The sequence below is a fragment of the Roseovarius sp. THAF8 genome, assembly GCF_009363735.1.
GTDB lineage: Bacteria > Pseudomonadota > Alphaproteobacteria > Rhodobacterales > Rhodobacteraceae > Roseovarius.
Genome location: NZ_CP045410.1, coordinates 3,142,266 through 3,154,503, shown reverse-complemented (window position 1 = coordinate 3,154,503; position 12,238 = coordinate 3,142,266). Strand labels below are relative to the sequence as shown.

The window sequence follows — 12,238 nt, the reverse complement described above, 5'->3', positions numbered from 1 at the left end:
AGTCCTTTGCGCGGGATCAGTCCTCGCGGCTCTCCGGCGTCTCGACCAGCGTGTCGAACTCGTCGCCGCCGATCACGTCGTCGACCGGAGCAGCCAGCGCGGCAGCCGCTTCGGCCTCCTCGCGGCGGGCCTCGATCACCACGTTGTCACGCTGCTGCGCGATCTGGCGCATGTTCAGCGTGGCACCGCCGGTGCCGGCCGGGATCAGACGACCCACGATGACGTTCTCCTTCAGGCCCACGAGCTTGTCGCGCTTGCCCTGAACCGAGGCTTCGGTCAGGACCCGCGTCGTCTCCTGGAACGAGGCCGCCGAGATGAAGCTGCGGGTCTGCAGCGACGCCTTGGTGATCCCCAGAAGGATCGGCTCGCCCTGCGCCGGGCGCTTGCCACGGGCAATCGCCTTCTCGTTGGCCGCGTCGAACTCTGCCTTGTCGACATGCTCGCCCTTCAGAAGCGTGGTTTCACCGGAATCCTGGATCTCCCACTTCTGCAGCATCTGGCGCACGACAACCTCGATGTGCTTGTCGTTGATCTTCACGCCCTGCAGGCGATAGACGTCCTGGACCTCGTCGATCATGTAATCGGCAAGCGCCTCGACACCCATGATCGACAGGATGTCATGCGGCGCCGGGTTGCCGTCCATGATGTAGTCGCCCTTCTGGACATAGTCACCTTCCTGAACCGGAATGTGCTTGCCCTTGGGCACCATGTACTCGACCGGCTCCATCGACTCGTCGGCGGGCTCGATGCTGATGCGACGCTTGTTCTTGTAGTCGCGACCGTAACGAACGTACCCGTCGATCTCGGCGATGATGGCGTGATCCTTCGGACGACGCGCCTCGAAGAGTTCGGCCACACGCGGAAGACCCCCGGTGATGTCCTTGGTCTTGGCGCCTTCACGCGGAATACGCGCAACCACGTCACCCGCATGCACTTCCTGCCCTTCCTCGATGGACAGGATCGCGTCCACGGACATCGGATAGGTCACCGGGTTGCCCGCGTCATTGCGGACCGGCTCGCCATCCTTGTCGGCGATCAGGATCTCCGGCTTCAGCTCGTTGCCCTTGGGGGCCGCGCGCCAGTCGGACACGATCTTCTGCGTCATGCCGGTGGCATCGTCGGTCACGTCACGCACCGACACGCCCACGGTCAGATCGACGAATTTCGCCGTACCGCTCTTCTCGGCCAGGATCGGCAGGGTGTACGGATCCCACTCGAACAGCTTGTCGCCGCGCGCCACGCTGTCGCCTTCCTTGACGAACAGCTTGGTCCCGTAGCCCACCTTGTGGCTGGCCAGCTCGACATCCTTCTCGCCCTTGATCAACACTTTCATGTTGCGGCCCATGACAAGCGTCTCGCCGCTGGAGTTCTCCAGCGTCTGGGCGTTCTCGAACTCGATCTTGCCGCCTTGGCTGGCCTCCAGGAAGGACTGCTGGCCACCCTGTGCCACGCCGCCGATGTGGAAGGTCCGCATCGTCAGCTGCGTGCCCGGCTCACCGATCGACTGCGCCGCGATGATGCCCACGGCCTCGCCGGTGTTCACCATCGTGCCGCGTGCAAGGTCACGACCATAGCACATCGCGCAAACGCCGTCCTCGGCTTCGCAGGTCAGCGGGCTGCGGATGCGTGCGGTCTGCACCGCGGCCTGATCGATCGCGTCCGAGGTGCGTTCGTCGATCAGCTGGCCTTCGGCCACGATGACCTCGCCCGTCACCGGGTTCACGATGTCCTCGGCGGCGACACGGCCCAGCACACGCTCGGCCAGCGACGCCACGACCTCGCCGTCATTGACGGCCGGTTCCGCAGTGATCGCACGGTCGGTGCCGCAATCATGCTCGCGCACGATGCAGTCCTGCGCCACGTCCACCAGACGGCGGGTCAGGTAACCCGAGTTCGCCGTCTTCAACGCGGTGTCCGACAGACCCTTCCGGGCGCCGTGGGTCGAGTTGAAGTATTCAAGAACGGTCAGGCCTTCCTTGAAGTTCGAGATGATCGGCGTCTCGATGATGTCGCCGTTCGGCTTGGCCATCAGGCCGCGCATCCCGCCCAGCTGTTTCATCTGCGTGACCGAGCCACGCGCACCCGAGTGCGCCATCATGTAGACGCTGTTGGGTTCCGCGACCGCTCCGTTCTCGTCCTTCACCTCGGCCGAGATGGAGCCCATCATCGCCTCCGTGACCTGGTCGTTGCATTTCGACCAGGCGTCGACCACCTTGTTGTACTTCTCGCCCTGGGTGATCAGGCCGTCCATGTACTGCTGCTCGAAACCTTTGACCTGCTCACGGGTTTCTTCGACGATGCCCCACTTGCTGTCAGGGATCACCATGTCATCCTTGCCGAACGAGATGCCGGCGCGGAACGCTTCCTTGAAGCCCATGCTCATGATCTGGTCACAGAAGATGACCGACTCTTTCTGACCGCAATAGCGATAGACGGTGTCGATGACCTGCTGCACTTCCTTCTTGCGCAGCAGTTTGTTGACCAGTTCGAACGGCGCCTTGGCGTTCATCGGCAGCAAGCCCCCGATACGCACCCGGCCCGGCGTGGTCTCGAAGCGCTGGATCACCTCCTGCCCGGTCTCGTCGATCTGCGGCAGGCGTGCGGTGATCTTGGCGTGCAGGTGCACCTCGCCGGAATCCAGCGCGTGCTGCACCTCGTCGACCGAGGCAAAGCTCATGCCTTCGCCCTTCATGCCTTCGCGCATGATCGAGGTATAGTAGAGACCCAGGACCATGTCCTGCGACGGCACGATGATCGGTGCGCCGTTGGCGGGCGACAAAACGTTGTTCGTCGACATCATCAGAACCCGCGCTTCCAGCTGTGCCTCAAGGCTCAGCGGCACGTGCACGGCCATCTGGTCACCGTCGAAGTCGGCGTTGAAGGCCGAACAGACCAGCGGGTGAAGCTGGATCGCCTTGCCTTCGATCAGCGTGGGCTCGAATGCCTGGATGCCCAGACGGTGCAGCGTCGGCGCACGGTTCAGCATGACCGGGTGCTCGCGGATAACCTCGTCCAGGATGTCCCAGACTTCGGGGCGCTCCTTCTCGACCAGCTTTTTGGCCTGCTTCACGGTGCTGGACAGCCCCTTGGCCTCCAGCCGTGAATAGATGAACGGCTTGAAGAGCTCCAGCGCCATCTTCTTGGGCAGACCGCACTGGTGCAGCTTCAGCTCCGGCCCGGTCACGATGACCGACCGGCCCGAAAAGTCGACGCGCTTGCCCAAAAGGTTCTGACGGAAACGACCCTGCTTGCCTTTCAGCATGTCACTGAGCGATTTCAGCGGGCGTTTGTTGGCGCCGGTGATGACGCGGCCACGACGGCCGTTGTCGAACAGAGCGTCGACGGATTCTTGCAGCATCCGCTTTTCGTTGCGGACGATGATGTCCGGCGCACGCAGCTCGATCAGGCGTTTCAGACGGTTGTTCCGGTTGATCACGCGACGGTAAAGATCGTTCAGGTCCGACGTCGCGAACCGGCCACCATCCAGCGGCACCAGCGGACGCAGTTCCGGAGGAATGACCGGAATGACCGTCATCACCATCCATTCCGGGCGGTTGCCGGATTCGATAAAGGACTCGACCACTTTCAGACGCTTGATGATCTTCTTCGGCTTCAGCTCGCCGGTGGCCTCGGCCAGGTCGGCGCGCAGGTTCTCGGCCTCGGATTCAAGGTCGATATTCGCCAGCATGTCGCGGATCGCCTCGGCGCCGATATTGGCGGTGAAGGCATCCATGCCATACGCGTCCTGCGCATCCATGAATTCCTCTTCCGTCAGCATCTGGCCATAGGTCAGGTCCGTCAGGCCCGGCTCGATTACCACGTAGTTCTCGAAGTAGAGCACGCGTTCCAGATCGCGCAGCGTCATGTCCAGCATCAGGCCGATGCGGCTGGGCAGCGACTTCAGGAACCAGATATGCGCGCAAGGCGCCGCCAGTTCGATATGGCCCATCCGCTCGCGGCGGACCTTTTGCAGCGTGACTTCCACACCGCATTTCTCGCAGACGACGCCACGATACTTCATGCGCTTGTACTTGCCGCACAGGCATTCGTAATCTTTGATCGGGCCGAAGATACGCGCGCAGAACAGGCCGTCACGCTCGGGCTTGAACGTGCGGTAGTTGATGGTTTCCGGCTTCTTGATCTCGCCATACGACCAAGACAGGATGCGCTCCGGGCTGGCCAGCGACACCTTGATTTCGTCGAACACCTTCGCCGGTGCGGCGGGGTTGAACGGGTTGTTTGTCAGTTCTTGGTTCATTTCGAATTCCTAAAAAAGAGGAGCGTAGGAGGGGGCGGCGCGTGGGTTCCACCCACCCTACGATTGTCCCGTAGGGTGGGTGACAACCCACGTTATTCCGCCGCGATGTCGGAAGACGGGTCTTCCTCGTCATCCTCCGCGTCCAACAGCTCCATATTCAGGCCCAGGCCACGGACTTCCTTCACGAGCACGTTGAAACTCTCCGGCACACCGGCCTCGAAGTTGTCCTCGCCCTTGACGATCGACTCATAGACCTTGGTCCGGCCTGCAACGTCGTCCGACTTGACGGTCAGCATCTCCTGCAGGGTGTAGGCGGCGCCGTACGCTTCCAGCGCCCAGACCTCCATTTCCCCGAAGCGCTGGCCACCGAACTGCGCCTTGCCGCCCAGCGGTTGCTGGGTCACAAGGCTGTACGGCCCGGTCGAGCGCGCGTGGATCTTGTCGTCCACCAGGTGGTGCAGCTTCAGCAGGTACTTGACGCCCACCGTTACAGGACGCGCAAACTGCTCGCCCGTACGCCCGTCGAACAGGACCGACTGGCCACTTTCGTCGAACCCGGCCCGCTTCAGCGCGTCGTTGACGTCAGGCTCCTTCGCGCCGTCAAAGACCGGCGTCGCGATCGGAACACCGCGCGTCACGTTGCCCGCCGCCTCGATCAGCGCCGCCTCGTCCATGTTGGCGATGCCCTCGTCGTAGACATCGTCGCCATAGGCGTGGTGCATCGCCTCGCGCACAGGGGTCAGGTCGCCGGTGCGGCGATAATCCTGAAGCGCCTCGTCGATTTTGATGCCAAGGCCGCGCGCGGCCCAGCCCATGTGGGTTTCAAGGATCTGACCGACGTTCATCCGGCTGGGCACGCCCAGCGGGTTGAGGCAGAAGTCGACCGGCGTGCCGTCCGACAGGAACGGCATGTCTTCCATCGGCACAACCTTGGAAATCACACCTTTGTTGCCGTGACGCCCGGCCATCTTATCGCCCGGCTGAAGCTTGCGCTTCACGGCAATAAAGACTTTGACCATCTTCATCACACCCGGCGGCAGGTCGTCGCCACGGCGCACCTTCTCGACCTTGTCCTCAAAACGGGCATCCAAGGTGCGTTTCTGCGCCTCGTACTGCTCGTTCAGGGCTTCGACGATCTGCGCGTCCTTTTCGTCCTTGAGCGCAAGCTGCCACCATTGGCCACGGCTCAGCGTTTCCAGCAGTTCCTCGGTGATTTCCGAGTTCGCCTTGACGCCTTTGGGGCCTTTCACGGCGGTCTTGCCGAGGATCAGCGATTTCAGACGGGCGTAGATGTTGCGATCCAGGATCGCCAGCTCGTCGTCGCGGTCGCGCGCCAAGCGCTCGACCTCTTCCCGCTCGATCTGCAGCGCACGCTCGTCTTTTTCGACACCGTGACGGTTGAACACGCGCACTTCCACGACCGTGCCGTAGTCGCCCGGCTTCACGCGCAGCGAGGTGTCGCGCACGTCCGACGCTTTCTCACCAAAGATGGCGCGAAGCAGTTTTTCCTCCGGCGTCATCGGGCTTTCGCCCTTCGGCGTGATCTTACCCACGAGGATATCGCCCGGCTCCACGTCGGCGCCAATATAGACGATGCCCGCCTCGTCGAGGTTGCGCAGGGCTTCCTCGCCGACGTTCGGGATATCGCGGGTGATCTCTTCCGGTCCCAGCTTGGTGTCGCGGGCAGCAACCTCGAATTCCTCGATATGGATCGAAGTGAACACGTCATCCCGTGCGATCCGCTCGGAGATCAGGATCGAGTCCTCGAAGTTGTAGCCGTTCCACGGCATGAACGCGACCAGCACGTTCTTGCCCAGAGCCAGTTCGCCCAGATCGGTCGACGGGCCGTCGGCGATAACCTCGCCTTTCTGCACCGTGTCGCCCACCTTCACCAGCGGCTGCTGGTTGATACAGGTGTTCTGGTTCGAGCGCTGGAACTTGCGCATCCGGTAGATGTCCACGCCCGGGTCGCCGATCTCCAGATCTTCTGTCGCCCGGATCACGATCCGGCTGGCGTCGACCTGGTCGATGACACCGGCCCGGCGCGCCAGAACAGACGCGCCCGAGTCGCGGGCCACGACGCCCTCGATCCCGGTGCCGACCAGCGGCGCCTCGGAGCGCAGCGTCGGAACCGCCTGCCGTTGCATGTTCGAGCCCATCAGCGCACGGTTGGCGTCGTCGTTTTCCAGGAACGGGATCAGCGACGCCGCAACCGACACCAGCTGTTTGGGGCTGACGTCGATCAGGTCCACATGATCCACCGGGGCCAGCATGTATTCGCCGGATTGCCGTGTGTTGACCATCTCATTGACGAACTTGCCGCTGTCATCCAGTGTCGCGTTGGCCTGCGCCACGGTGTGGCGCATTTCCTCGGTCGCCGACATATAGGTCACGTCATCGGTCACCTGCCCGCCCTCGACCTTGCGGTAGGGGGTTTCGATGAAGCCGTACTTGTTGACCCGCGCAAACGTGGCAAGGCTGTTGATCAGACCGATGTTCGGGCCTTCCGGCGTCTCGATCGGGCACATCCGACCATAGTGGGTCGGGTGAACGTCGCGCACCTCAAAGCCCGCGCGCTCGCGCGTTAGACCGCCCGGTCCAAGCGCCGACAGGCGGCGTTTGTGCGTCACTTCCGACAGCGGGTTGGTCTGGTCCATGAACTGGCTCAGCTGCGACGAACCGAAGAACTCGCGCACGGCGGCGGCAGCCGGTTTCGCATTGATCAGGTCCTGCGGCATCACCGTGTCGATCTCGACCGACGACATGCGTTCCTTGATCGCGCGCTCCATCCGCAGCAGGCCGACGCGGTACTGGTTTTCCATCAGTTCACCGACCGAGCGGACCCGGCGGTTCCCGAGGTGGTCGATATCGTCGATATCGCCCTTGCCGTCGCGCAGTTCCACCAGCGCCTTGACGCAGGCCACGATATCCTCGCGATCCAGCGTGCGCTGCGTGTCCGGCTTGTCGAGGTTCAGACGCATGTTCATCTTCACCCGGCCCACGGCGCTCAGGTCATAGCGCTCGGAGTCAAAGAACAACGTGTCGAAGAGAGCACTCGCGGCCTCCTCGGTGGGCGGCTCGCCCGGGCGCATGACGCGGTAGATATCCATGAGCGCGGTTTCGCGGTTCATGTTCTTGTCGTTCGCCATGGTGTTGCGCATGTACGGACCGACATTGATGTTGTCGATGTCCAGCACCGGGATATCGGTGATCCCGGCCTCGATCAGCTCCTGCACGGTGCCGCCGATGATCTCGCCATCCTTGTCGCGCTCGATTGTCAGCTCGTCGCCGGCCTCGACATAGATCGCGCCGGTTTCCTCGTTGATGATGTCGCGCGCCACGAACTTGCCCGCGATCTGCTCGTAGGGCAGCAGCAGTTCGGTGACTTCGCCCTCGTCGATCAGCTTCTTGACCGCGCGCGGCGTGACCTTCTTGCCCGCCTCGGCAATCACCTCGCCGGACTTGGCGTCGACAAGGTCATAGGTCGGGCGCGTGCCGCGCACGCGCTCGGGGAAGAACTTGGTGGCCCAGCCCTTTTTCTTCTTCAGCTTGTAGTCGACCGTATCGTAATAGGCCGTCATGATGTCTTCCTGGTCCAGACCCAGCGCATAGAGGAGCGTGGTCACAGGCAGTTTGCGGCGGCGGTCGATCCGGGCGAAAACGATGTCCTTGGCGTCGAACTCGAAGTCCAGCCAGCTGCCGCGATAGGGAATGATGCGGCAGGCGAACAGCAGTTTGCCGGACGAGTGCGTCTTGCCCTTGTCATGGTCGAAGAACACGCCGGGCGACCGGTGCATCTGGGACACGATCACGCGCTCGGTGCCGTTCACCACGAAGGTGCCGTTGGGCGTCATCAGGGGCATGTCGCCCATGAATACGTCCTGCTCCTTGATGTCCTTCACGGACTTGGCGCCGGTGTCTTCGTCCACGTCGAACACGATCAGCCGCAGCGTCACCTTCAGCGGTGCGCTGTACGTCATGTCGCGCTGCATACATTCCTCGACGTCGTATTTCGGCTTCTCCAGCTCGTAATCGACGAATTCGAGAACGGCGGTCTCGTTGAAATCCTTGATCGGGAACACCGACTGGAAGACACCTTTGATGCCCTCGCCGTCCATGGGCTCGGGCTGGTCGCCGGATTTCAGGAAAAGATCATACGAGGATTTCTGCACCTCGATCAGGTTCGGCATCTCCAGGACTTCGCGGATTTTGCCGTAATATTTACGAAGACGTTTCTGGCCAAGAAAGCTTTGCGCCATGTGACAAGTCACCTTTCATTTCTCACCGGTCCTGCACGCTGTCGGGCCACAGCGGCAGAGCCACCCGAGAGAGGCGGGGAACGATCCATTCTTGGTCCCAATCCCACAAGGGACCACCCGATCGTTGAACCTCGCCTGAGAGAGGGTCTCGGCCCGCAAAAACCGCCACGCGGCGCAAGGCCCTCTCTGAGACAGGTTCGGCTGGACCGGGATTTTGCCCGGTCCAGCCTGTTTTCATACGATCCCGCCCCGGATTCGATCCGGGACATCGTCACATCGGCGAGAGATCCCGGATCACGTCCGGGATGATCCCGCCGACGCCGGGATCACTTGAGTTCGACTTCGGCGCCAGCTGCTTCCAGCTTGCCCTTGATCTCGTCGGCTTCGTCCTTGGAGACCTGCTCCTTGACGGCTTTGCCACCGGCTTCGACCAGGTCCTTGGCTTCTTTCAGGCCCAGGCCGGTGATCGCGCGGACTTCCTTGATCACGTTGATCTTGGAGGCACCGGCCGACTTCAGGATGACGTCGAATTCGGTTTGCTCTTCAGCCGCCTCGCCAGCGTCGCCGCCAGCAGGGCCCGCCATCATGACCGCGCCGCCGGCTGCGGGCTCGATGCCGTACTCGTCTTTCAGGATGGTTTTCAGTTCTTGTGCTTCGAGAAGCGTCAGACCAACGATCTCTTCAGCAAGTTTTTTCAGATCAGCCATTTTTCAGCTCTTTCCGTTCTAAGATGTGTTCCAACGTCGGTATTGCAACCCGATACGCAGGACTTGCAGTTGCTTACGCTGCTTCCGCCTTCTCTTCGATGGTCGAAAGGATGCTCGCGATGTTGCTTGCAGGTGCGCCGATCGCACCGGCGATGTTCGAAGCGGGTGCGCCAATCATGCCGGCGATGGTGGAGATAAGCTCCTCGCGCGACGGCAGTTTCGACGTGGCTTCGACACCGGCCCGGTCCAGGGCCGTCTCACCCATTGCACCACCAAGGATTTCAAACTTCTTGTTGTCCTTGGCGAAACCTTCCGCGACCTTGGCTGCTGCCACGGGGTCTTCGGAAAAGGTGAGCACGGTCATGCCCGAGAGGTAATCCGCAATGCTTGCGCATGGCTTGCCCTCAAGGGCGATCTTTGCGAGCCTGTTCTTGGCAACGCGAACGGATGCTTCGGCCTCGCGCGCACGGGCGCGCAGGTCTTGCATCTCCGCAACTGTAAGGCCTTCGTAGTGGGCAACCACAACGACGCCAGAGCTTTCGAAGATCTGGCCGAGTTCGTCGACCACTTTCTCTTTCTGGGCTCTATCCACAGTTTCACTCCAAATTTGGGGGTGTCCCCCGGCTCAGTACCACCGGGCCACTGAACGACCCGGCAAAGGGTCCGCTAACGGGGCTGAGCCAGTCGGGGCACGCCTTGATACCAAGGAGAACCTCGAGAATTCTGGTCTTTCCCGTCTCGGGCAGGATTTATGACCGGCATATCCCGGCCACCCACCGTCTCGGACGAAACACAAATGGCCCGACGAATCGAGCCATACGCGCAACGCCGGGTGTATGCCGCATGGCGGCAAATGCCAAGGGGGAATTTCATCGCCTGCCACAACAAGCGATAACGCGCGGGCCGACGACCGGCCCGACGCGTGATACTGCGCAGTCTGCCACGACGCCGGTCTTTCCGCAAGTCTGGACCTGCGCGCGCCCCGTGCCTAGCTCTGACCCAGGAGCATTCCCCGAACTGGAGACCTTCCGATGCACACCCATATCGTCCACGCCCACCCCGAGCCGACCTCCTACAACGGTGCGCTGACCGACACGGCACAGCAGGCACTGGCGCGTTCGGGCGGCACCGTGTCGATCAGTGACCTCTGTGCGGAAGGCTTCGACCCGGTCGAGCGCGCGGCGCACTATACCGACCGCGCGGATGCCGACGCCTTCGCCGCGCTCAACGAGCAGCGCAACGCCTGGAAGACCGGCACCGTGCCCGGCGACGTCGCCACCGAAATCGGCCGGCTCGAGAGCGCCGACCTTCTCATCCTTCAATTTCCGCTGTGGTGGCATGGTCCCCCGGCCGTCCTGAAAGGCTGGATGGACCGCGTCTTCATGAGCGGCGGGCTTTACACCAGCCGGATGCGCTACGACGCCGGCTATTTCCGGGACAAGCGCGCGATGGTCTCGGTCACCACCGGCGCGCCCGAACAGGCTTTCGGCCCCGACAGCCGGGGCGGCGATTTCGACGTGATGCTGTGGCCGGTGCAATACTCGCTGCACTACATGGGCTTTACCGTTCTGCCGCCCTTCATTTCCTACGGGGTGCAAGGGCATGGCTACAGCTACGAGGGTCGCGACAGCCTGGAAGCACGGCTCCGGGACAATCTCGACGCCTGGGGCAAGCGCCTGTCGAACCTCGACAGCGACACACCGCTGCACTTTCCCGGCTGGGACGACTGGGACGAGGGCGGTGCCGCAGCCCGCGCGTGACACGCGCCACGCAACCGGCACAACGAAAAAGGCCCCCGATCATGCCGGGGGCCTTTTCAATCTCGATGCGGAACCGGCTTACTCGGTCACAGCGCTTTCGATCGCGATGCTGACGCCCGGGCCCATGGTCGAGCTCAGCGCCACCTTCTTCATGTAGGTGCCTTTCGCCCCGGCGGGCTTCGCCTTTTGAACGGCGTCGATGAAGGCGCGGACGTTCTCTACCAGCTTGCCTTCGTCGAAGGACGCCTTGCCGATGCCTGCGTGCACCACGCCGGCCTTTTCGACCTTGAACTGCACTTCACCGCCCTTGGCGGCCTTGACGGCGTCGGCCACGTCCATCGTCACCGTGCCGACCTTGGGGTTCGGCATCAGGTTGCGCGGGCCCAGCACCTTGCCCAGACGGCCCACGATGGGCATCATGTCCGGGGTCGCGATGCAGCGGTCGAAATTGATCTCGCCGCCCTGGATGGTTTCCATCAGGTCTTCGGCACCAACGATATCGGCCCCGGCTTCCTGTGCCTCGTCCGCCTTCGCGCCACGGGCGAAGACGGCAACGCGCACGTCCTTGCCGGTGCCGTTGGGCAGGCCGACGACGCCACGGACCATCTGGTCGGCGTGACGCGGGTTCACGCCCAGGTTCACGGCAATCTCGACGGTCTCGTCGAATTTCGCGCTGGCGTGGTTCTTGACCATTGCGACAGCCTCTTCGACGGTCACGTTGTGCTTGTCGGCGAATGCTTCGCGGGCGGCGCGGGTACGTTTTCCAAGTTTCGCCATCTTATTTCACCTCGATGCCCATGGACCGCGCGGAACCGGCGATGATCTTCATCGCGGCTTCGACGTCGGTTGCGTTCAGGTCTTTCCACTTGGCTTCCGCGATCTCGCGCAGCTGCTTGGGGCTCACCGTGGCGACGCTTTCGCGGCCCGGGGTCTTGGAACCCGATTTCAGCTTGGCAGCCTTTTTCAGGTAATAGGACGCCGGCGGCGTCTTGATGTCCATTTCAAAGGACTTGTCCTGATAGTAGGTGATCACGGTCGGGCACGGTGCACCGGGCTCCATCTCCTGCGTCTTGGCGTTGAACGCCTTGCAGAATTCCATGATGTTGATGCCGCGCTGACCCAGGGCCGGACCAACCGGCGGGGACGGGTTCGCTTGTCCGGCGGGCACCTGAAGCTTCATGGTGCCGGCAAGTTTCTTGGCCATTGGCCTTCTCCTTTTCAAACAGCCTCGGGACGCGTCCCTCGGCCTATGTT

The 12,238-nt window shown here is 62.5% G+C and carries 7 protein-coding genes; 1 reads left to right on the top strand and 6 read right to left on the bottom strand.

What is annotated here, in order from left to right:
* Nucleotides 1-16: 16 nt before the first annotated feature.
* The 4 genes from rpoC to rplJ form a co-directional block, all read right to left on the bottom strand.
* Nucleotides 17-4,258 (bottom strand): DNA-directed RNA polymerase subunit beta', encoded by a 4,242-nt coding sequence (rpoC, locus tag FIU85_RS15385; protein WP_152497523.1) that lies wholly within the window; start codon nucleotides 4,256-4,258, stop codon nucleotides 17-19.
* Between the two features lie 92 nt (nucleotides 4,259-4,350).
* Complete coding sequence (gene rpoB, locus FIU85_RS15380; protein WP_152497522.1) at nucleotides 4,351-8,517, bottom strand: DNA-directed RNA polymerase subunit beta; 4,167 nt, start codon at nucleotides 8,515-8,517, stop codon at nucleotides 4,351-4,353.
* Between the two features lie 326 nt (nucleotides 8,518-8,843).
* Entirely contained in the window at nucleotides 8,844-9,224 is a 381-nt protein-coding gene (rplL, locus tag FIU85_RS15375) for a 50S ribosomal protein L7/L12 (protein ID WP_057796840.1), read from the bottom strand.
* Between the two features lie 73 nt (nucleotides 9,225-9,297).
* Nucleotides 9,298-9,816 carry a 50S ribosomal protein L10 gene (gene rplJ, locus FIU85_RS15370; RefSeq protein WP_152473763.1) on the bottom strand — a complete coding sequence of 173 codons (519 nt, stop codon included), beginning with the start codon at nucleotides 9,814-9,816 and terminating at the stop codon, nucleotides 9,298-9,300.
* 439 nt (nucleotides 9,817-10,255) lie between these two features.
* On the opposite strand from rplJ, the gene FIU85_RS15365 reads away from it, so the two are divergent.
* On the top strand, nucleotides 10,256-10,984 hold the full coding sequence (locus tag FIU85_RS15365) for an NAD(P)H-dependent oxidoreductase (RefSeq protein WP_152497521.1): 729 nt from the start codon (nucleotides 10,256-10,258) through the stop codon (nucleotides 10,982-10,984).
* A gap of 78 nt (nucleotides 10,985-11,062) precedes the next feature.
* On the opposite strand, the gene rplA is transcribed toward FIU85_RS15365, so the two are convergent.
* Nucleotides 11,063-11,761, bottom strand: coding sequence for a 50S ribosomal protein L1 (rplA, locus tag FIU85_RS15360; RefSeq protein WP_152493590.1), 699 nt, complete (start codon nucleotides 11,759-11,761; stop codon nucleotides 11,063-11,065).
* 1 nt (nucleotide 11,762) lies between these two features.
* On the bottom strand, nucleotides 11,763-12,188 hold the full coding sequence (gene rplK / locus FIU85_RS15355) for a 50S ribosomal protein L11 (protein ID WP_152493591.1): 426 nt from the start codon (nucleotides 12,186-12,188) through the stop codon (nucleotides 11,763-11,765).
* Between the last annotated feature and the right edge of the window lie 50 nt (nucleotides 12,189-12,238).

Bases quoted from the DNA above. Each gene is read 5' to 3' on its own strand.
- rpoC (WP_152497523.1), bottom strand. From the start codon at position 4,258: ATGAACCAAGAACTGACAAACAACCCGTTCAACCCCGCCGCACCGGCG.
- rpoB (WP_152497522.1), bottom strand. From the start codon at position 8,517: ATGGCGCAAAGCTTTCTTGGCCAGAAACGTCTTCGTAAATATTACGGC.
- rplL (WP_057796840.1), bottom strand. From the start codon at position 9,224: ATGGCTGATCTGAAAAAACTTGCTGAAGAGATCGTTGGTCTGACGCTT.
- FIU85_RS15365 (WP_152497521.1), top strand. From the start codon at position 10,256: ATGCACACCCATATCGTCCACGCCCACCCCGAGCCGACCTCCTACAAC.
- rplA (WP_152493590.1), bottom strand. From the start codon at position 11,761: ATGGCGAAACTTGGAAAACGTACCCGCGCCGCCCGCGAAGCATTCGCC.
- rplK (WP_152493591.1), bottom strand. From the start codon at position 12,188: ATGGCCAAGAAACTTGCCGGCACCATGAAGCTTCAGGTGCCCGCCGGA.